Raw genomic sequence first — 22,655 nt, forward strand, 5'->3', positions numbered from 1 at the left:
ATGAGGGTACTCTTTCAGTTTCAGCAGGCAGGAGGCGCATCCGGTAATGACCGCCTTGAATGGCTCCAATCTATCAAGATTGTATTTCGCTTTCTCGATGAGACTGGCGCGATGACCATAAACTTCTTGGGGCAAGCCGCAGCATTTTTGAGGCGGGAGAGAGACATTGACGCCAAGGCGGTCGAAAACTGTGAAGATGGCGTCGCCCACTTTTGAGGCGAGAAGATTATCGGCGCAGCCATGAAAGAGGGCGACCTCGCCGTCATCAGAAATCCGCTCCGGATGTCGCTGCCGCAAGGTTCTTTTTGCCAGAGACGGGAACTTGACGGAGGAGTCGAATCCAAATTTTCTGCCTCCCAGTATCGCCGTTAGTTTCTTCCCGGTTGGAGTACCGAGCAACGGCTGGGCCACTTTCCCCAGTTTGAGCGAAAGATTGAAAAGCGGTTCGGTGTCGGTGAAACCGACGGCTGCTTTGGAGATAAATGACGGCTTGATAGCGCGGAACTTGATGATTTCGGCGGAGATATCGACTCCGGCGGGACAGACAGTAGCGCAGTTCTTGCAGTTAAGGCAGTATTGAAGGTATTGCGAGAGATTACGGCGCTCTTCGCCCGATTGATTAATCATCCGGAGCCATCCCCGCGGGGAGAAATCTTCACGGCGGAAATAGTCATACGCCGGACAGTAGCCGTTGCATTTCCCGCAAGCGGCGCAATACAACTTAATCTTATCGTAATCGATAAAAGCGGTAAAGGGAGCGTCACTGAGGATGACGCCGGGCGAGAGGATATTCTTGGGGTCAAGCAGTTGTTTGATGCGAGCGAAAATCTGGTAGATTTCCTCGCCATAGATTTTGCGCACCAGCGGGGCGCGCAGACGGCCATCAGCATGCTCTGCTGTCGAAGAACCACCCAGAGAAATGACCTGGTCATAAATCTGGTCATAGAGCCTCACGGCAAGTTCCATATCGTTCTTGTCGTTCAGGTCAAAAAGAGGGCGAATATGCAGATTGCCATCACCAATATGGCCAAAAACGCCGTATGTGAGACGGTGCGAATCAAAAAGTTCGGTGATATATTTGATAAAAGAGGGAATCTGTTCCGGCGGAAGAGAAACATCTTCCACTAGCGGAACCGGCCTCTTTTTTGGATGGTGACGATAGAGGGTCGGGACAATCGCTTTGCGGGCGCGCCAGAGTGCGGCGGTAGAGACCGAATCTTCGGCGATTTCCGGTGGTGAAGAGAGAGCCAAGCGGTCGGCGAGTTCTTCAAAGGAAGGGCGAGAGGATTCCATATTTTCATCAAATTCGACTAACAGCATTGCCGCGGCTGAGTTCGGGATACCGAATTTCTCCCGGCCTATCAAGTCCAGGGTGGAGCCGTCAACAATCTCCAGACCGGAGGGGGCAAGAGCCAAGATCGGCTCCACGGCGCTGCCGGCATCAAACAGCGAACGGAAATAGAGCCGGGCAGTAAGCCGCTGCGCCGGAATACTACGAAGCCGCAGTTTACAGGAGGTAAAGAGGGCGAGTGTCCCTTCACTGCCGACCAGCAGGGCCGGTATATTGAAGACTCCGTTATCCAAGTCGCGGACGACCTGAAGAAGATTGTATCCGGAAGAGTTTTTCTTGAGACGAGGCCAGCGGCTTTTAATAAGCGCGCTATTTTTTCGGAGCAGCTCCAGAACCGCCTTGAATTCGGTATGGACGGCAAGAAATGCCGACAATTCCGGTGTATTTAATCGCATCGGGCGGAGAGTAACATCTCTGCCGTCAGACAGGATGACGTCCATCTCCTCCACAAAATCGGAGGTCAAACCATATTTGACCGAGCGGGGTCCTGAGGAGTTGTTGGCAAGCATCCCCCCTATCTGGCAAGAATCACCCGATGATGGGTCGGGGGGAAAAAAGAGGTGATGTTTTCTGAGCGCCAGATTCAACTCATCATAGATGATTCCAACCTGGGTGGCGACAGTCTTTGCGACCGGGTCAATATCCAAAATCGAGCGGAAATTGCTGAAATCGAGAATGAAGCCGTCACCGACAGCGCCTCCGGAAAGGCCGGTGCCGCCGCCACGGGCGGTAACTGAGCCGCCTGTCTTTTCAGCCTTGCGAAGCGCATCGACGACATCATCACGACTCCTGACAGAGATTACCTCTCGGGGTGTCAGACTGTAAATGGATGCATCCGAAGAGTATGCGCTGAGAGTTGCTTTTCGACTCAATTGTGGCATAAAACCCAGTACTTGCCGCTATTTCTTGCGCCTCGCCGGTTTCAGGGAAGCGTTAAAAATATATCTGATTCTCAATATACTAAAATGCTGATACGGCGCAAATCATTAAGATTTTCAAACAATTCCACAGCGAGAAGAGCGGCTATTTTGTGAAAAAAGTAACAATATTTCCTTGACATCATCGTCCGAAATGTCTATTATTGTCAATGGAGACTGAGAATATCATCTTTGGTTGGTTTAATGATTTAGCGCAACCAGAAGCCATAAGGCGGTAATATGCAGTTCACGAGAGCGGAAGAATACGGCATCATGGGAGTGGTCTTCCTGGCGGAGCAGGAACGGGAAAGAGTTGTGCCGTTGTCGGAGATTGCTCACGCCCAGGATGTTCCGGAGAAGTTCCTGGCAAAGATTTTTCAGAATCTGACCAAAGCCGGAATAGTGCGGTCGCACCGGGGTGTAAAGGGCGGTTTCACTCTGGGGAAAGACCCCGCTATGGTGACCATGAAAGATGTCGTAGAGACGATTCAGGGACCGTATCGTCTCATCAAATGTCTTGATGACCGTGATTGTTGTGAAAAATACGCCGATTGTCCAATCCGGACGGTGCTGGAAGAAGCGGAGGCGCAGCTTCTGAAGGTTTTCGGCAAGTATTCCATTGACGATCTGATTAAACTGAAGAACAGCCACAAGCTGGCGTGAAGAGCGGAGTCGGTTCTCTCCAAAAAGCAGTTGGCTCAGACGGAAAGTCTGGTTATATTGTTAGACTATTTTGTTAAAGAAAAGGAGAGAACATGTCGGTTAAATCGGATCGGTGGATCAAGGAGATGTCGCTCAAGCATGGCATGATTAAACCGTTCTCCGCCAAGCAGGTGAAGAAGGGTGTCAGTTTCGGATTATCGTCTTACGGATATGATATCAGAGTCGCCAACGAGTTCAAGATTTTCACGGATGTAAATTCCGCTATTGTTGACCCGAAAAATTTTTCCCCCAAGTCATTTGTCGATTTGAAAGCTGATTCGATTCTGGTGCCGCCCAACTCTTTCGCTTTGGCCCGGTCGGTCGAGTATTTCAAAATACCGCGGGAAGTGATTACTATCTGCCTGGGAAAATCAACTTATGCCCGCTGCGGAATAATTGTGAATGTAACCCCGTTCGAGCCGGAGTGGGAAGGGCACGCGACGCTGGAGATATCGAACACGACGCCGCTTCCGGCGAAAATTTACGCCAATGAAGGGATTGCTCAGATAATATTTCTGGGCGCCGATGAAGTATGTATGGTCTCGTACAAGGACAAGAAAGGAAAATATCAGGGGCAAAAATATATTACACTTCCCAAGACGCTTTAGAGTAGAAGATATGAAGCACAATTTGCTGGAGATAGATGGTTATGTTAAATAAAACCGACGTTAACGATAAAAAGGCGGCCGAAACGATGCAGTCAAAGAAGCGCAAGATGGTGACGATTGACGGCAATACGGCGGCGGCTTATGTAGCGCATGCCTTAAGCGAAGTAATCGCCATTTACCCGATTACCCCTTCCTCCAATATGGGGGAGATTGCCGATGCCAAATCGGCCGAGGGCGATGTCAATATCTGGGGGACGGTTCCAATCGTGGTCGAGATGCAGTCGGAAGGTGGCGCCTCGGGCTCGGTTCATGGGGCGGCGACGGCGGGAGCCCTGACTACAACGTTTACGGCGTCACAGGGGCTGCTTTTGATGATTCCAAACATGTTCAAGATTGCCGGAGAGATGACGCCGGCGGTTCTTCATGTTTCGGCCCGCACGGTGGCGACCCATGCCCTCTCCATTTTCGGCGACCATTCCGATGTTATGGCGGCGCGCTCAACCGGTTTCGGCCTTCTGGCGTCAGGCTCGGTGCAGGAAGTGATGGACCTGGCGCTGATAGCGCACGCCGTCTCGCTGGAGAGCCGGGTGCCGTTTTTGCATTTCTTTGACGGTTTTCGCACGTCGCATGAAGAGCAGAAAGTCGAGCAGATTGATTTTGACGACATGCGGGCGATTATGGATGAAGAAGCGGTGACGGCGCATCGGGCGCGCTCCCTCAGTCCCGACCATCCCACGCTGAAAGGTTCCTCGCAGAATCCTGATGTCTTCTTTCAGGCGCGGGAGACGGTTAATAAATATTATCTGAAAACTCCGGCGGTGGTTCAGGAGGTAATGAATCGTTTCGCCCAGATAGTCGGCAGAAGTTATCATCTGTTTGACTATATTGGCGCCCCCGATGCCGACCGGGTAGTAATCATGATGGGTTCCGGCGCCGAGACTATGCACGAGACGGTGGAATATCTGACGGCGCGGGGAGAAAAAGTCGGCTTGCTGAAAGTTCGGCTGTATCGTCCTTTCTCGATAGACGCTTTCCTTAAGGCGCTTCCTAAAACGGTTCGCCGGATAGCGGTGCTGGACCGCACCAAAGAGCCGGGAGCAGTCGGGGAACCGCTCTATACCGATGTTCAGGCGGCGATTGCCGAAGGGATGGCATCGGAGTCCGCCCCTTTTGAAAATCATCCGCTGGTGGTGGGGGGACGGTACGGTTTGAGTTCCAAGGAATTCAACCCGGCGATGGCGAAAGCGGTGCTGGATAATCTGAAATTGAATCATCCCAAGAACCATTTTACGGTCGGAATTGTGGATGATGTTACTCATACCAGTCTGGATGTGGACTATTCATTTGTCATCGATAATGACGAAGTTTTCCGCGGACTGTTTTTTGGACTGGGCGCCGACGGCACGGTGGGAGCCAACAAGAATTCAATTAAAATCATCGGCGAGAATACAGATAATTACGCCCAGGGATATTTTGTCTATGACTCCAAGAAAGCGGGGGCGGTCACGGTATCGCACCTGCGGTTCGGGAAAAAGCCGATTCGCCGTCCTTATCTGATAACGACAGCCAATTTTGTCGCCTGCCATAATTTTACTTTCCTGGAGAAGTACGACATGCTGGAGGCGGCGGCTCCGGGGGGAGTATTTTTGCTCACCAGTCCCTTCGGACCGGAAGAGGTCTGGGACAATATGCCGCGGGAAGTGCAGCAGCAGATTATCGACAAGAAATTAAGATTCTATGTGATAGATGCTATCAAGATTGCCAAGGAACTGGGGCTGGGCGCCCGCATCAACACCATAATGCAGACCGCCTTCTTTGTGATAAGCAATATTCTCCCGCGCGATGAAGCGGTTGACGCTATCAAAGATGCTCTGAAGAAGACCTATGGGCATAAGGGGGAAAAGATAGTCAAGATGAATTACGCTTCGATAGATGCCGCAGTGGAGAATATTCACGAAGTTAAATATCCGTCAAAAGCGACGTCGAAGATGAGTCGCCCTCCCGCCGTTCCCAGAGAAGCGCCGGAATTTGTGCAGTATGTTACGGCGACAATTATCTCCGGCAAGGGAGATACCCTTCCGGTTTCAGCGATGCCGGATGACGGTACCTTCCCATTAGCCACGACCCAGTATGAGAAACGGAACATTGCCGTGGAGATACCGGTCTGGGATGAAAAGATCTGCATTCAGTGCGGAATCTGCTCAATAGTCTGTCCGCATGCCGCGATTAGAATGAAGATATTCAAAGCAGAGGCTCTGAAAGGGGCGCCGGAGACATTTAAAGCGGTCGATGCCATGACCAAGCAGTATGCCGGATACAAATATTCGCTTCAGGTAGCGCCGGAAGACTGCACTGGTTGCGAAGTCTGTGTCAATGCCTGCCCCGTGGTCGGCAAAGATGAGCAAGGAAACAAGACCGACCATAAGGCGATTAATATGGCGCCGCAATTGCCGCTTCGGGAGCAGGAAGCGAAGAACTGGGAGTTCTTCCTTTCGATTCCGGAGACAGACCCCTCTCTGTTCAATGTTGAGACGGTGAAAGGAAGCCAGCTGGTCCGTCCGCTCTTTGAGTTTTCGGGAGCCTGCGCCGGTTGCGGCGAGACACCTTATATCAAACTGGTCAGCCAGTTGTTTGGCGACCGGGCGCTGATTGGGAACGCCACCGGATGCTCGTCAATTTACGGCGGTAATCTGCCGACGACCCCGTACTGCAAACGGGATGACGGCCGCGGCCCGGCCTGGTCCAATTCACTTTTTGAAGATAATGCGGAGTTCGCCTTCGGAATGCGACTGGCGGTCGATAAGATGATGGAGCATGCGCTGGAATTGACTGCCAAGCTCTTCCCGCAGGATTTCGAAGAGCTCAGCAAGGCCGACCAGTCGAGTCAAGCCGGGGTGGAGAAACAAAGGGCGCGAGTGGAGAATCTGAAGAAGAAGCTGGCGGCGCTCGATTCGCCGGATGCCCGAAAGTTGCTGACTCTGGCTGATTATCTGGTGAAGAAATCAATCTGGGCGTTTGGCGGTGACGGCTGGGCGTATGATATCGGTTTCGGCGGGCTCGACCATGTTCTTGCGGCCGGGAAAGATGTCAATATTCTGGTGCTTGATACCGAGGTCTATTCCAATACCGGCGGGCAGATGTCGAAATCGTCGCCGATGGGGGCCGTGGCAAAGTTCGCGGCGGCCGGAAAACCGATTGCGAAGAAAGACCTGGGGATGATAATGATGGCGTACGGCTCGATATATGTCGCCCAGATTGCGATGGGCGCCAGCCAGAACCAGGCGGTCAAAGCGATTGTGGAAGCGGAAAAGTTCAAGGGTCCCTCCATTGTCATCGCTTACTCGCACTGTATCGCGCACGGTATCGATATGGCGCACGGTCTGGAGGAGCAGAAGAAGGCGGTCGATTCCGGCCACTGGATTCTGTACCGCTTCAATCCGGACCTGATAGCGCAGGGAAAAAATCCGCTGCAGCTGGACAGCAAGCCGCCGTCAATAAAGTACCGCGACTATGCTTTGGGAGAGACCCGTTTCCGCACCCTTCTGGCAAGTATGCCGGAGCGGGCGGAGCATCTCCTGAGCATCGCCCAGGAAGATGCCGTCAAGCGCTACAATCTGTACAAGCAGATGGCGGCGATGGATTACAGCAATATAACGAAACTGCTTGCCGGAAAGTAACCGGCATTAAGTATATCAGAGGCAGGGAACAGCCGTTCCCTGCCTTTTTTATTCCCCATGCAGAGATAAATTCTTATCGTTCAAGAGGTTGCGCCACTTAAACAAGCCTTTCCCCTCTTAAAGAAAATCTTCCCTGAGCCGATAAATACAGAGTACATCTCTATTCTTTAAGGAGGACTTATGCTTAAGAGAATCTCTCTGATTCTGGCGGCGCTTTTCTTGATTGCGGCAGTAGCGCCTTCATTTGCTCAGACAACCGAGGATGAAGTGGTGGCGCAGTTTCTGAAGAAGATGGATAAGAAGAAAAAAGAGCATAACCGGGTCGCCTTTGTGACTTTCGGTTTCGCCTACGGAAAACTTCCCAATGACAATCCGTACAACCAGTTTTACACCTATGCCAACGCCAATATCGACCCGCTCGACGGGAGCCGCTATCCGGTGCTGGGTATCTGGCGCTCCAAACAGTTTGAACTGAACGCCGGAATGATGATATCACCGCGGGTGACATTCAGCGCCGGCTTCGATTACTGGCTGAAGATGGGAAGCAACAAAACTGGCGACTTCGACTTTGATATCGCCCCGCTGGGAACGCAGTATGACTTTAATATCAAGTCCGAAGTCCAGGTCTATGGATTCAAAGGCGGTTTTGATTATTATCTGCTGAATCCTCCCGATAACAAAGGTGTTTTCAATTCCTTTGCGATAAGAGTCGGCGGCGGCGCCGGATTCTATTTTGCCAAGTGGGATATCTGGGATGGCAGCACCGCTTTTAATCTTGCCACCGGCACCAGCGACCTCAATGCGGAGCCGCTAAAAGCCTCCGCTCCCGGATTCTACGGCTCTATCGGGCTGGACTATCCGGTTGGGTTTCTTGGGCTTCTTGTCGGCGCTGACTTCAATTACTTATTCCTGAACTTCACCAAGGTAAAAGGGTATAACAACATAGGTGAAGAGCTTTATGTGACCTACTCGGACAATACCAACGACCGGGTGGAACTCGATTTTTCAGGACTTCGTGGAAGATTGCAGCTTAAGAGATTCTTCCAGTTGTGATTTAGCAGTTGACAAGATGAGGGATATTTTTATACTACCCCTCACTTGATGAACAGGATTGTTATTGGAGAGGAATTAAATTGAAGAAGTACATTGGTCTGTTGATTCTGGGAGGATGGTTCAGTTTTGCGCTGGTTCATGGCCAGGGGAGCCCGACGCCGAAACTTCCGGCAGACAAAGCGGGACAGATTGGGGCGCCGCTGGGGAAAATAGCCTTTATAAGAGAAGGGGACCTCTGGGTTATGGACTGGGACGGCAAGAATCAGTTCAAAGTGGTCGCAGCGCAGAATGCCGATGGGCGTCTGTCGTGGGCTCCGGACAATAAGAGGGTTGCTTTTGTGCGCAGAGGCACGGTTGACCTCAAAGGACCGGATAACCTGGGCGGACAGCATCGCGTTTATGATATCTTTATCGGTTTTATCGATTCAGCCCGGACCAATACCAATTGGTGGTATCGTGTGACCAATGGTTTAGGAGGGCGACATCCGGAATGGTCGGCTGACGGCAGCAAAATTTATTTCACCAATGACCTGAACGCCAACACCGTGAATGCCATGCTTCCCAATTACCAGACCTGCTCGGTGGATTCCACCGGCGGTTCTTATGAAATCCTGACCCGGGACTGGCAGACATCAGACCGCTTTGCGGCAATGCCGACCGTTGGACCGGGGGGGCGTTATGCTTTTGTGATGTACAAAGGGACCAATCTCGGCGGAGTGGTCATTGCTACGACCGACCTGAAAGGCTTATCGGATGCTGAGATTAACGCCAAGGGGAAATTCATCTCCGGCGCCACCGGTCCGGCCTGGTCACCCGACGGCGCCTGGCTGGCTTATATCAATATGGAGATGGCAAATCAGGGAATCTATATTGTGAAGCCGGACCTTTCGGAGAAATATCTGGTTTATAAACCGGCCGCCGGGCAGTTGCTTCAGACCTACCCTCTCTCCTGGTCACCGGATTCCAAATGGCTTACCTTTGCCACTCAAGACGGCGCTATCTGGATTGTCGATATTACCGGAAATGGACTCAAGCAGGTGATGGGTCCCGGTCTCAACAGCGCGCCGGCATGGTCAAAAAAGAAATGATGTTATAGTTCTCCTTTTAGAGAAGCCCCGTTTGATACGGGGCTTTTTTTATAGCTTCTTCCAGCGGGAAAGCAGTTCGATAAGGAGACGGACGCCGATGCCGGTTGGTCCTTTCGGTATATATGGCTGTCCGCTTTTTTCGAGGTCAACATAAGCGATATCGATATGCGCCCAGGGCCAGTCGCCGATAAAGTTTTCCAGAAAAGCGGCCGCGGTAATGGTTCCGGCGGGGCGACCACCGGAATTTTTCAGGTCGGCGATGGATGATTTCATCAGCTCGCGGTATTCGTCCCAGAGCGGCATCTCCCAGACTTTCTCAGCGGAGTTACGGGCGGCGGCCCGAAGGGCATCCATCAGTTTTCTGCTATTCCCGAGGATAGGGGCGGCGGCGTAACCGAGAACAAAAAGCGCCGCCCCGGTCAGAGTGGCGATATCGATGACCGCCTGGGGATGGAATTTATTGGCATAGTCGAGAGCGTCGGCAAGAATAAGCCGTCCTTCAGCATCAGTATTAATAATCTCGATAGTCTTCCCTTTGCGCGATTTGACGACATCGCCGGGACGGGTTGCTTTTCCCGACGGCATATTTTCTGCCAGCGGCACCAGGGTGACCAGATTAAGCGGCAGTTTGAGGCGGCAAGCGGCGGTGATGACGGCCAGCATGATGGCGCCGCCGGTCATATCCCCTTTCATTTCATCCATATCGGCGGCCTGTTTGAGGCTGATGCCGCCGGTATCGAAGGTAATCCCCTTCCCAATCAGGACAATCGGTTTGTCCGCTTTCCTTCCGCCGTTATATTCAAGAATAACAAAGCGAGGAGGCTGCTCCGAGCCTTGCGCCACAGCAAGCAATGCCCCCATCTTCTCTTCACGAATCTGCTTTTCAACAAGGACGGTGCATTTCAAGGAATGTTTTTTTGCCAGCGATTGGGCTTCCGATGCGAAGGCTTTGGGAGTAAGAATATTTCCCGGATGGGCGGCAAGACGCCGCGCCAGAATTACCGCCTCGGAAATCATCTCCCCCCGGACAAGAGCCTTAGCATAGCCCCGGGATAAACGGGCGTTACCGGAAATAAAGCTGACACTCTTTGTTATGTCGTTTTTTGCGTCGTCGCCGGTCTTGTAATCCTTCATGTCGAATCGTCCCAGAAGAAATCCTTCGACCACGGCTGAGACGGCGCTCTCTTTTTCATTCTTGTTTAAGACGAAGGCGAGAGTTTCTGACTTCTTAACGGAGGGTATCCGGGAGATAGTCCCGGCCGCCTGACGGTAACAGTCATCGTCAACTTTTTTCTTCTCCCCCAGCCCGGCCAGGACGACTCGTCCGGTTTTCAGATTGTTGAGAGTATGCAGGACGAAGGTCTGGTTTCGTTTCCCTTCAAATTCCCCTGACTGGTAGAGGGACTGGACGGCGCCGTTTAGTCGTTTATTCAGTTCTTTCAGGTCACGGTCAGCCGCGAAATCTTTTTCGAAGCAGAAGAGCACGACGGTGGAGCTGTCGATGCCGGTGAAGTCCCCGGTCCCGGAAATAAATTTCATAGCGACTCCTTTTGTAACAAGGCTCTTTATGGTAATTATTTAAGAATAATGATTACCGACGGCGGAAACAAGCGATAGTTTCCGGGCGGCGGCGAGGATGAAATCGAGATTACTTGGTGGGGAATTCCGCTTCCTGCGGCAGGACAATGCCGTGGGAGTCGCTGAGACGGCTCATTCGCTCTTTAATGCGGTCGTCGATATTGAGGATTTTGGAGCGCTCATAAAAGGCGAGATTTTCCTGCAGGTCGAGCTCGGAGATTTCTTCAAGGACGGCGACAATCTTCTGCACGGCTTCATCCGTTACCTGGAGAACCCGAGGGAGCATCGCGACAATCTGCTCCGGGGTTTTGCTTTTCATCGACATTTTCAGCACCTGCGAGTTGCCCGAAATCGCCATGGCGGCATTGTTGACATAATGAGAGAGTGTCGAGATAGCGACCTGCTTGGCTTCAAGCAGCCCCCGCGCGCGCTCTTCTTCGAGAATCTTTCGGGTCAACTCCTGTCGTTCGCGAAAAAGCTGCTGTATGGACATGTAGGTATTAAAGAGCTCCCGGTTGGCGCGGGCAAGAACCGCTTCGTAATCGTCAATCTCGATGCCGGTAGAGCGGGCAAAGGCGCTCGCCTCTTTGGCGACACTGGCCGCGATATCATCCAGCTGAGGGTGCGTGATTCCCAGCCTTGAAGCGGTGACGCTTATCTTGGCGATTTTGTCTTCGATGTAACAACTTTCCGGTCCTACATGGAAATCGCGGTTGAGCGAAACGGCGAGACGGAGGATATCGTCAAGACGGGAGGTTTCCGTTGCCCCACTGGTATGATGATTGGAAATGGCCGAGGAGATAGTTGCCGGCAGACGCCATTTTTCAGCCAGGATTTTGCCGGTTTCAGTATGGGAGATGCCGAACTGGGAGATTTCTTCATCATAGAGGTTGCCCGATTTGCGGGCGCGATTTATGACGGAACGATATTCATCAGGGTGATGATGCAGCAGATAGAGCAAGCCGATTTCATGCAGCAGTCCGCAGGTAAAGGCATCTTCGGGGCTGGAATATTTGCAGGCGACGGCCAGTTTGCGACAGGTTATGGCGACCGAAATGATATTGCCGTATAAAGCGGAGATATCGATTCCGATATCCTGACGCATCTTGGAGGGATTGAATATAGCGGCCGAGACAGCCAGGCACTTAACGGTAGTGACGCCCAGAACCATCACCGCCTGATGGACGGAATTGACCTTGTGGCTCAGACCATAGAAAGGAGAATTAGCGATTTTCAGAAGCCGCCCGGTAAGAGCCGGGTCGCGGCTGATTATTTCCGAAAGCGAGTCAATGCTGATTTCATCGCGGGAGGCCGACTCTAATATCTTCTTGACCGCCTCCGGAAGAGCCATCAAATCGCAATTCTGGACGATTTCCATTCGTACGTCCGGATGCCCGGGCTTGGAGCTCTTTTGCATACTGATAATAATCGGCAGGAAAGGAGAAGACCTGAAGCGGCTTAGCGGCGAAATCCGGCGGTAACTTTGGAAATCAGCTCTGAAAGTTGTTCCAGGCGAAACGGCTTGTGCAGTATAAAATCAACCCCGGCTTCCTTGAGGTGGGATTCATTAATAGCCATCCCCCATCCGGTTATCAGGATAACCGGAATTTCCGGAGCGACTTTCTTGAGCCGTCCGGTCAATTCCAGCCCGGAAATGCCGGGCATAACCAGGTCGGCGATTATGATGTCGGGACGGCGCTCCTCAAAAACACGCCAGCCCTCCTCGGCGCTGGTGGCGGTGAGGATATTGTGTCCCATCGATTGGCACATGGCGGCAAGCAGTTCCAGGATTACCACCTGGTCATCTATGGCAAGAATGGTAATCTCACCTGTGAGGCGGTTGGCTGAAGTACTTTCGGAAACGGTCGGCGCCGGAAAGCGGAAGGAAAAATAAGAGGGGTAGCGGCTGAAGCGGTCATAAGCAAACTCGCCGGAGATATCTATCAAACGGCGCATAAACTCGCGATTCTTGAGGTCGCCTTCTACGTTGACCGGTTTGAGATATCGGCCGAAATTCGCCACCGGTTCGACCGGCGGAAAATTCTTGCGATGTCGCGAAATATCGAAAAAGATATTTTTGTCCTGGGTGTATGTATTAATGCTAACTATTTCGTCTTCGGTAACATTTTCGGTAAAGGAACTATAGACGGAATCGAGGAACGCCTGAAGTTCCTTCTCCCCTATCCCGAGACGGGGAATCTCCTTGAGATTGAGGGCGACTTCAGTGGGCCGCCCGGCTACCATATAGAGGTCGCCGGAAATGCTCTTGCTGGTGATGCTTCTTCGGATGAGGGCATTGAGGTCGGTGACACTCTCCGGGGCAGATTCCTTGCCGGAGGCAAGGCTGTTGATTAGAGCCGACATCTTTTCCGTAACGGAAACCATCGAATCGAGGGCGGTCTGAATTTCGCCGGAGAGATTGGGGTCGCGGCGGATAATCTGGCTATAGCCGGAAATGGCGGCGAGGTCATTGTTCAGTTCATTGGCAGCGGCTGGAGGGATATTTACAATGGCCGGCGGAAGCGAAGACGTCGGAAACGGCAGAGAGGCGGAGGCGATTTCGATCTTGAGGTTGAGAAGCCCGACCAGGACCGACAGGAAACGATGGCGTTCGAGATTGTCAGCCGGAGAGCCGCCGAATGAGAGCAGAGTGAGGACAAATTGCGCTCGGCCCTGGTTGAGAATTGGATAGTCGGCCTGGAACGATGGGGCGGCGAATTCATGGACGAGGCGGTTGAGTACTATTCGATTTTCTTCGCTGTAAGCGGCGATATTTTCCCCAACCGAAGCCGGTTCTGCAAAGAATTCCGGTTTGCCGGTTACCGCTACCCGCCCGGTGCTGGCTTCGCCAGGTTCCAAGATCAACTCTTCGATGGCGGCGCCGCCGCGGTTAGAATAGATGGCTTTCAGACGGTCATTTTCCAGTTCCGTCAGGAGTATCAGGACATTTCCCCCGAGAGCCTCGGCGATATATTCGGCGGAGGCTTTAACCTCTTTAACCAGCTCTGACAGTGTCAGTTTTCTGCGAAGGAAAGCGGCGACAGCATCAAGGTCGCGCCCTTTGGCGACTGATAGGCGGCGGAGGGTGTCATAAGCGATGACAGCGCCGGCGACAGCGGCAACCGCTTCCAGCAGACGGAGCTCTTCTTCATTCAGTTCCGTCGCTCCCTGCTCATTGCGGAGCAGAAGGGCATTTCCCCGATTGTCAGCCGGAAGAAGCAGCGAGGAGCGGATAATATAATTCTTGCCCGATTCATCAACCGCTTCCTGATTTAAGATAACCGCCTTCTTGCGGGGGAGAACCGTAATCAGGGAGGCGCGAAAATTCTCGGAGAAGTCGGGAGAGGCGACGGTTCCGCCATAAATCTGAAGTTTTCCTCCGGCAAGTCCCAGAAGCCAGGCTTCGCTGAAATAAGGGAACGCCAGACAGTTTTGGGCAAAGCGGTCGGGCGAGAGAAATTCTCCATCCGGTTTGAACAGGGTGTCCAGCCGTCGTAGCAGCTCGTCGGTGCGGTTACGAAGATTTGCCGCTTCCTGAGCGTTTTTGCCCAGTTCGCGCCCCAGACGAGTGACTTCGATTTTTTCAGCAATCCAGGATGCGACCGGAAGCGTCAGATTGATAAATTCCCGGCTGTAGCGCCGGTCCTCGGTGGAGAAGAAAAGGACGGCTCCAAGGCGGCTCCGCCCGGTCGTTAGAGGGAGCACCAGAATGGAGCGGAAACGGGAGGCAGCCAGTTGAGCCTTGCCGCCAAGCGAGCGGAAGTCATGAGACAGCAGGGGAGTCTCATCTTCAACCGCCTGCGAAATCAGATTGCGGCCGTAAGGATAATATTCAAGAAGAGCGATTTCTTCCTTTGAGAGACCGATGGCGCTGGACAGGATGAATTGTCTCTGTGACTGGTTAAGCAGGAAGATTGCCCCGGACTCTTCTTCGAGACCGGACAGCATACCGCGCAGCATCCGCTCCAGAAGCTCATTCATCGGCATCGGCGGGCGGCATTCCTGCTGCAGCATATCAAGAGTTTTCAATTTGGCGAGATGATTCGAGACCTCGGTATCGCGGTCGCCCCAGAAACTGAAATGAATTACCAGGCCGGAGGCTGTCAATAAGAGCCCGAAAAGAAGCGACAGAAATTCGGCGATATTGACGATGCCGTAGATATTGCTCAGAAACCAGCTGGGATAACCGGGTAGATTTTGGAGAAGATTTATGAGTGACGCCAAAAGGGTCAAGACAAAGCCGGAGACCAGTAAGCCGGAGCCGCCGGCATCGCGGTTCTGTCCTATTTTGAGACGGATATAGAGGAAAGCCGAGAGGGTAATTACCAGTATCGGGTAGCAGACAGCGATAATCCGGTCAAGCATAGGTTTAGTTTTCCAATTCTCCGTGCAGAGTCCAGGCGTCGGCCGAAGTAATACGGACAGTTTTGATGGCGCCGATTAATGTTTCCGCCCCTTTGAAGAGAACAGTTTTGTTCCCCTCGGTCTTGCCTTTAAGAACCGATTGGCTCCTGCGGGAAAATCCGTCAACGAGAACGGAGCGGCTCTTTCCCAGTTCCTCCTGATTTTTCTCAAAGGAGATTTTTTTCTGCAGATTAATCAGTCGCGAGAGGCGACGGATTTTTTCATTGTCGGGGATATCGTCAGGGAGGCGATAGGCGGCGGTTCCCTGTCGCGGCGAATAGCGAAACATGAAAGCCGAATCGAAACGAATCTCCTCGGCGGCGCGAAGAGTCATCTGGAACTCCTCTTCCGTTTCGGAGCAGAATCCGACAATCAGGTCGGTGGTGATGGCGATATCGGCGACGGCGGCGCGCATTTTGTGAATCAGATTAAGATAATGCTGGTAAGTGTAGATTCGTCCCATCCGGCGGAGAATCCGGTCCGAACCGGACTGCATCGGGAGATGGAGATGAGCCATCATTTTAGGCACGGTCGCCATGACGTTGATTAGCCGGTCGGAAAGGTCTTTGGGATGAGAAGTCATGAAACGGATTCGCGCAATATCGGTATCGCGGGCAACCGCCCGCAGAAGGTCGGCGAAATCATGGCGGCCGTCGTTGTACGAGTTGACATTTTGTCCCAGCAGGGTTATCTCTTTGACCCCGTCTTGCGCCATCTGGTTTACCTGGAAAATAATTTTCTCCAGCGGGTAAGAGCGTTCTTCGCCGCGGACATAAGGGACAATGCAATAGGTGCAGTACTGATTGCAGCCGCGCATGATGGTTAGAAAGGCGGCAAATCTGTTGTCGCGGACCGGCACCAGGCCATCGATTTCCTCATACCCGAATTCGGTATGCACCTGGGCGCCAAAGGCGCCGTCATCGACATACTGCGGCAACTCCAGCATCCGGTCGGTGCCGAGAACGATATCGACATAGGGAGCGCGCTGGAGTATCCTCTCCCCCAGCCTTTGCGACATACATCCGACCACGGCGATTTTCTTGCCGGGCTGCATTTTTTTCATACCATACAGTTCGCCCAGACGTCCAAAGACCCGGTCTTCGGCTTTTTCCCTCACAGAACAGGTATTAAGGATGACAATATCGGCGTCATCTTCGGTCTCCGCCGGATGAAAACCGCGGGCATTGAGCACCGCCGCCAGCGAGCCGGAATCGGCCAGATTCATCTGACACCCAAAGGTTACTATCTTATAGCTCTTCACTGCGGAACCTGTCCTTTCGCCCGGTGTACGGAATCAACGGTATGTAACTTCGACAGCATAAAATAGCCAATTGAGAGACGAATACAACCAGTTTTTTTGAGATACAAGTCAGGCTTCCCCGCCGGGTTCTGGAATTCAGGACCAGCGGGGAAAATCAAAATTTGTGGCAGGCTCAGGGAACACAGCCGATAAGCGGGTCGGGACCGTCCTTATAGAGGAAACTGACAAGGTAGGTTATGTCCAAAACGCTGATATCGCAGGAGCGGTTGGGGTCGGCCAGCGCTATGACAGGCGGCGCCGCCCCCGACTTATATAGGTAACCGAGAAGAAAGGTTATATCGAGGATATTGACCGCGCCGTTGTTATCGGCATCACCGGCAAGACCGGCGACAGGGGCGACGGTAAGGGTATAATCGGCCGAGTCCTTATAACTACTGTACTGGTCATTGGCGCGAATATTGAAATTGAAAGTGCCGTAATCATGGGGGGTGCCGGTGATAATTCCGCTCAAGGTGTCGAGAGTCAATCCGGCCGGCAGGGAGCCGGATTTGAGAGTGAATTTATGGAATCCGGTGCCGCCGCGGGCGACAATAGTATCGGCAAACGATTGATACTGCTGTCCCGAATCGAGCGGAAATGGAATCAGATGGTAACTCCAGGTGGTCTTGGTAGCATTGCGGAGAATCCATTTGTTCGGGTCGAGAACGATATCGGATGGTCCTTGATCGTTCTTGAAAATATAGACTCGTTTTCGGGTATCGTGGAATACGACAGAGGTGCTGGTGTCGCCGGGTGAAAAGGTGAAGCGGAGGTCAATCGGCATCCGGAAAACCTGCGGCTGGGACGCCTGCACTTGATTAATCATGAAGAAAGTCCAGTACTTGCCGTCGGAGGGGTCGAGTTCATTCATATACGACCAGAGGTAATTGGGGCGGAGCTGGCCGTAGAGCCAATCCTGGAAAAAGTAATCGAGGTCCATTCCGGAGACGGTTTCACAGATTTCCAGAAACTGAGCGCTGGTGGCATCACCATACTTGTAAGGGCTGTCGTAGTAGGTGCGGAGAATCTGGAAGAAAGAGGAATCGCCAACAATATGGCGCAGCATATGAAGGAACCATGCCCCTTTATCGTAAACGATATAATTGAATATGGCGTCGGAATTGGTGGTATCGTATCGATAGATGGCGCCGGTGTCGGCATAATCCATCTGGTCCATATAGGAATGATAATAATTGCGGCCGTTTTTCACTTCATAGTAAAGGGCTTCGGAATATGAGGCAAACCCCTCATTAAGCCAGATTTCATGCCAGTTATTGCAGGTAATCATATCACCCCACCACTGATGGGCCAGTTCGTGCACCACCACCGGCTCATAATAACCGAACCAGTTGGAAATCATCGAAGTTACCGTCTGATGCTCCATCCCGCCGCCCCAGCCAAAATTGGCATGCCCATATTTTTCATTAATAAAAGGATACTCCCCGAACAGACCGGAGAGGACTTCGAGAGCATAAGGAGTGATTCCCCACCCGGTCACGGAAGCGGAGTACTGGTCGGTATAAGGATGATTGATAATGACCATAGAGTCGGTCGGTGAATATTTATACCAGTCTTTCCAGATGGTAAACTTGGATATCGAGAGGGAGAAAAGATAGGTGGTGATAGGATAACGGACAGAATAAGAGAATGTCCAGGTGCCGTCCCCATTGCGGAGAGTATCAGTCAGATTGCCGTTGGATGCGCAGTACAGGGCGGTATCGCAGGTGACAATGATATCGATGGAATCAGCTTTGTCATCGGGGCGGTCTTTGCAGGGCCACCAGGAGCGTGCCATATATGGTTCGGAAAGAGTATAAATGGCAGGCACGCCGCTGCGGTACCTGAAAAAGAACCCCTGATAGAAACCGGTAGTCGGGGTGCCGTGATAACGGACAGTAAAAGAAAAGGTCTCACCGCTCTGATAGGCGCGGTCGAGAGCCACGGTGACGGTTATCCCCGAATGAAGATAATTCAGGCGCGTACCATTTTCCTGATAAATGGAATCAATGCTCAGGGTGGCGTCAAAATCAAGCACAACGGTATCGACCCCATTAACCAGCGCCTCTGCCACGGTAGCGACATCGCCAATGATAGTCGAAGTCGGCGCCGAGACAGTCAGGTTGATTCGATAGAATTTGACATCGAAATCGGTCTGGGCATGGCTGTAGGAGATATCGCGAAGCGATTTCTCAATGGCGCGGGAACGGTCAAAGGCGGCCGCTTTTGCCTCGGCCATGATGCGATGCATCTGGGAGGGGGTCATATTTTCAATGTATGGCAGATTTTCAAAGTCCGGGATATCGCTGCCGCTCGTCATTGGAGGCAGCAGAAAAAGGACTAAGAAGCCGGCGAGTAACGAATTTTTTGTCATGGTGGGTTCTTTTCTTGCCTATTTGTTGTCTTGTTTATCTGTATGTAAAGTGGCGGAACTTTCAGTAATATATTCCCAATTATCGGTCAGTCAAGCGGTTATATTTATGGCGACAATCCCTGCGCCACTGTCGCAAAAATGTTGCAGTTGATACGATTCTAATAGAAATCGGTTAAAAAAAAGCCGCCCGCAGGGGCGGCTCATTGAATCTTGTTCTAATTTTTAGTAAGGATTTCCGCAAAGCGGGTCGCGGGAGACAAAGAGATAATCGATAAGGGCGATTAAATCCTGTATATTGAACTTGGTGTTGCAGTCGCAATCGCCGACAATCGGTTCCGGAATCGGCGCGGGACCTCCTTTGTAGATAAATTTAATCAGATATGTGACATCCAGCATATTGATTTTTCCGTCATAATTGACATCGCCAAACAGTTTCCAGACCCGCAGTTTGAATTTCAGCGGGTAGGGAGAATTGGTGGCGCCGGGAGCGGTGATAGTTCCCTGTCCGGTATAGGTACCCATGGTAAGCCCATTGGCGAAAGGAGTGAATTTGACAAACCAGGGGTAATCTCCCAGCAGAATGGAATCTATCGAATAATAGAGCCAATCGATATTCTCAATCAACTGCCAGGACATGCATCCGGGATTGATATTATTGACCTCGATAGTAAAGGCGGTTCCGGGGCGATTCTCCTGCGCCGCCAGAAATATGGTATCACCGTAAGCGTAAATGGTCGGGGCGGTATCGGTGGGGCGTATAGTTAGCTTTACCGGAAGTCGGACCGGGCTATTGATAGCATTCAGGGCCGAAACAACGATAGTGTCATAATAGGTTCCGACCGGCAGGTCCTCGATGTCATAATTGAGGATTATCTGCTGTGGAGCCAGGCCGGCGTTTCGGTTCGGATGCAGCCAGGATGATTTCCAGTTCAGCGTGAAATTGAGCGGGTCGGTGCCGTTGTTAAAGATAGAAAAAGTTGACGGTGGCGGCGGGTCGCCGATTCCCTGCGCGCATTCATAATAGGAGGCTGTAACAGAATCTTTGCTCAAGACTATTTCCGCCGGGTCTTCTACAAAATGGAACTGGAAATAGACCGGAAGAGGCGAGTTTATCGCCTGCGGCGAGGAGACCCAGACGGTATCAATGATATCAGTGCCGGGCGTTCCGGTGGCGATTTTGAAACTGGCGACACAGGTTTGCGGAGCGGCGCCCGATGACGGTGTTATCGAAAGAATTCGAGGCGAGTTTTCTAATACCTCAAAATCCATCGTACCATCCCCCTCGTTATAGACATAGAAACTTTTATCCGGTGGAGTCAGTGTCCCGACCACGACGATTACAAAGATGAAAGGGGAATCGACCGCCAGAACCGGTAGTCCAGAGGCGATTTCCAAGCGAACCACGGCGATTTGGGGGTTATTTATGGCATTCGGGTCGCTCACTACGACGGTGTCAATATATAAGCCGTAGTCAAGTCCTGTAATATCAACCGAGAGAGTAATATCGCCGGTGTTTACACCAGAGGTCGGATTAAGAGTCAGCCAGGAGGTCAAATTGGTGGCGGTCCAGTTCAGTGTTCCCTGTCCGGTATTAGTTACGGTAAGAATCTGGTCGGGGGGATTGGTGGAATCGACAATGGCGCTGAAGAAGAATTCGTCCTGGGAGAGGCTGATAGTCGGCGGCGGCGGTGTAACACGAAGCCTGACCGGCACCCTCACCGGAGAATTCAGAGCGCTGGAGGCGCTGACCACGATGGTATCATAGTAGGTGCCCAAGGGCAGTCCCAGGGAGTTGGCGAGCACCTGCATATTGGAGGGGGCCACTCCGAAAGAAGGGGCGATACTGAGCCAGGAAGATTTCTTGGTTGCCGACCAACTGAGAGTCCCGCCGCCGATATTTAGAATCTGGAGGACCTGCGCGGGAGGGACACTCCCCCCAAAAATAGCGCTGAACTCAAGGGAGTCGGGGACGACGTCAATTACCGAAGCATTAGGGTCGGCGACTTCCCAGCACCAGGGGCGATTTAGAGCGACAGCCGGAACATCCTGACCGCCGTCATTACCAAAAGCCCAGTCAAAGGAGGGGTCATCAAGAAAGACCGAGTCCACGCAGAAGGTCCCTCTCTGGTTTATCTGGTAGTGGATTTCATAAAAGGCAGTGGGTCCCAGGGTTCCGGGCATTCCGAGGCTGGAAGCGAAGGCATGGCCGAAATGATCCGGCAGGGCGCCGTCAAAATCGGTGATAAGAAAGGCGTAGGGCCAGTCACTCGGCTGGCCAAAGATATTCCAGTAAGTGTTGTTATGGAAGCCATTTTTCAGAATGACATTATTGTAAGGGGCGGGAAGTACGGCCTCGTTGGCGCCGGCGGTGGCGGCTATCTTGGTGATACTGGCAAGGTCGGGAGAATAGATTTTCAAATCAAAGCCTCCGCCCAGAAGCGAATCGCTGGGAGGGGAAGTGTAATTCCACATTATCTCCAGATAGAAAGGTTCTCCCTGCCTTATTTTCATTACCCCCCCATTATTCCAAAGAAACTGGCTGGGGATATCGACCCAGACATTGATATTGTTTTGAGCCTGCAGGGGAAATTCGGCGCCCAGAAAGATGACAATCAGGGCAGTCAAGGTAAGAATCCTTTTACCCATGGTCACTCCTATGTTTAATTTTTCTTAGTCAGAAAAGAGCAAGAAAACTGTTACGACCGTCCTGGAGAATCGCAAGCCATGATTCTCCTATAGAAGTATCCTATTACATAGTAAATATATCCCTACCTGGGGGAAAGTGTCAAGTTAAATTTGGATTAATCTGGTCGCCGCCGGAAAGAATCAGGGGCGTTTAAGGCTCTTGGCGGCAACCCGTTTCTGCGATTGCCCGCTTTTACGGTGCTTGGCTTTTTCCAGTTCTTCGGCAAACAGCTTCTCCAGAGTATAGCTGGAAGGAACGAAGTCGAGCAGACCGGCTTCAAAGACCTCATCCACATTGTTTATGAAGATGAATTTGGTCTTCTTGATGATATCATCAGGCAAATCTTTGAGGTCTTTCTTATTTTCCAGGGGGATTAGAATTTTGGGGATTCCGGCGCGGTAGGCGGCGGATATTTTTTCCTTGATGCCGCCGACCGGAAGGATTTTCCCGCGCAGGGTAACTTCGCCGGTCATGGCGATGTCGTGGCGAATGGGTCTCTCCGCCATTACCGAGGCAATGACAAGCGAAACCGTAACGCCGGCCGAGGGACCGTCTTTGGGGATAGCCCCCGAAGGAAAATGGATATGGATATCGAAATTATCGAAATCATTATGGTCAATGCCGAGAATGTCGGCCCGGGCGCGGACATAACTATGCGCCGCCTGGATTGATTCTTTCATCACTTCCCCGAGTGAGCCGGTGGTGATGACTTCACCGCTGCCTTTCATTCGCAGCCCTTCTATCATCATCAGTTCCCCCCCCATACCGGTCCAGGCAAGGCCTATGGCAACGCCGATTTCCGGCTTCTTTTCCGGCTTTTCCGGGATAAACTGCGGCGTCCCGAGGAACGACTCGACCGTCTTCTCATTGACTGTCCAGATTTTGTTGAGTCGGGAGGCTTTTTCCTTGGCGACATGGCG

13 protein-coding genes are annotated in these 22,655 nt (G+C 52.1%); 5 read left to right on the forward strand and 8 right to left on the reverse strand.

Going from position 1 to position 22,655, the window contains the following annotated elements; translation table 11 throughout:
• A partial coding sequence (locus tag AB1690_08275) for an FAD-binding and (Fe-S)-binding domain-containing protein (GenBank protein ID MEW6015303.1) occupies nucleotides 1-2,232 on the reverse strand: 2,232 nt, incomplete at its 3' end.
• 276 nt (nucleotides 2,233-2,508) lie between these two features.
• Between AB1690_08275 and AB1690_08280 the strand changes: the two genes are divergently transcribed.
• The 5 genes from AB1690_08280 to AB1690_08300 all read left to right on the forward strand — a co-directional run bounded on the left by AB1690_08280 (nucleotide 2,509) and on the right by AB1690_08300 (nucleotide 9,396).
• Nucleotides 2,509-2,931: an Rrf2 family transcriptional regulator gene (locus AB1690_08280; GenBank protein ID MEW6015304.1), complete on the forward strand. Its 423-nt coding sequence runs from the start codon at nucleotides 2,509-2,511 to the stop codon at nucleotides 2,929-2,931.
• Nucleotides 2,932-3,023: 92 nt separating this feature from the next.
• The gene (gene dcd / locus AB1690_08285) at nucleotides 3,024-3,578 is read left to right on the forward strand and encodes a dCTP deaminase (protein ID MEW6015305.1); all 555 of its coding nucleotides are present in this window, start codon (nucleotides 3,024-3,026) and stop codon (nucleotides 3,576-3,578) included.
• 41 nt (nucleotides 3,579-3,619) lie between these two features.
• The gene (nifJ, locus tag AB1690_08290; GenBank protein MEW6015306.1) at nucleotides 3,620-7,255 is read left to right on the forward strand and encodes a pyruvate:ferredoxin (flavodoxin) oxidoreductase; all 3,636 of its coding nucleotides are present in this window, start codon (nucleotides 3,620-3,622) and stop codon (nucleotides 7,253-7,255) included.
• Between the two features lie 180 nt (nucleotides 7,256-7,435).
• Nucleotides 7,436-8,308, forward strand: coding sequence for a hypothetical protein (locus AB1690_08295; protein ID MEW6015307.1), 873 nt, complete (start codon nucleotides 7,436-7,438; stop codon nucleotides 8,306-8,308).
• 80 nt (nucleotides 8,309-8,388) lie between these two features.
• Nucleotides 8,389-9,396, forward strand: a complete 1,008-nt coding sequence (locus tag AB1690_08300; GenBank protein ID MEW6015308.1) for a hypothetical protein — start codon at nucleotides 8,389-8,391, stop codon at nucleotides 9,394-9,396.
• A gap of 48 nt (nucleotides 9,397-9,444) precedes the next feature.
• On the opposite strand, the gene AB1690_08305 is transcribed toward AB1690_08300, so the two are convergent.
• The 7 genes from AB1690_08305 to AB1690_08335 all read right to left on the reverse strand — a co-directional run.
• Nucleotides 9,445-10,935 (reverse strand): leucyl aminopeptidase, encoded by a 1,491-nt coding sequence (locus AB1690_08305; GenBank protein MEW6015309.1) that lies wholly within the window; start codon nucleotides 10,933-10,935, stop codon nucleotides 9,445-9,447.
• Between the two features lie 109 nt (nucleotides 10,936-11,044).
• Nucleotides 11,045-12,352 (reverse strand): HDOD domain-containing protein, encoded by a 1,308-nt coding sequence (locus tag AB1690_08310; GenBank protein MEW6015310.1) that lies wholly within the window; start codon nucleotides 12,350-12,352, stop codon nucleotides 11,045-11,047.
• An 80-nt stretch (nucleotides 12,353-12,432) separates the two neighbouring features.
• Complete coding sequence (locus AB1690_08315) at nucleotides 12,433-15,339, reverse strand: response regulator (GenBank protein ID MEW6015311.1); 2,907 nt, start codon at nucleotides 15,337-15,339, stop codon at nucleotides 12,433-12,435.
• A gap of 4 nt (nucleotides 15,340-15,343) precedes the next feature.
• Nucleotides 15,344-16,639, reverse strand: coding sequence for a tRNA (N6-isopentenyl adenosine(37)-C2)-methylthiotransferase MiaB (miaB, locus tag AB1690_08320; protein MEW6015312.1), 1,296 nt, complete (start codon nucleotides 16,637-16,639; stop codon nucleotides 15,344-15,346).
• A gap of 172 nt (nucleotides 16,640-16,811) precedes the next feature.
• Complete coding sequence (locus AB1690_08325; GenBank protein MEW6015313.1) at nucleotides 16,812-18,995, reverse strand: M1 family aminopeptidase; 2,184 nt, start codon at nucleotides 18,993-18,995, stop codon at nucleotides 16,812-16,814.
• A gap of 276 nt (nucleotides 18,996-19,271) precedes the next feature.
• Nucleotides 19,272-21,695, reverse strand: a complete 2,424-nt coding sequence (locus AB1690_08330) for a dockerin type I domain-containing protein (GenBank protein ID MEW6015314.1) — start codon at nucleotides 21,693-21,695, stop codon at nucleotides 19,272-19,274.
• A 180-nt stretch (nucleotides 21,696-21,875) separates the two neighbouring features.
• On the reverse strand, nucleotides 21,876-22,655 hold a 780-nt coding region (locus AB1690_08335; GenBank protein ID MEW6015315.1), incomplete at its 5' end, for a S16 family serine protease.

This window comes from Candidatus Zixiibacteriota bacterium (genome assembly GCA_040753495.1).
Taxonomy (GTDB): domain Bacteria; phylum Zixibacteria; class MSB-5A5; order GN15; family PGXB01; genus DYGG01.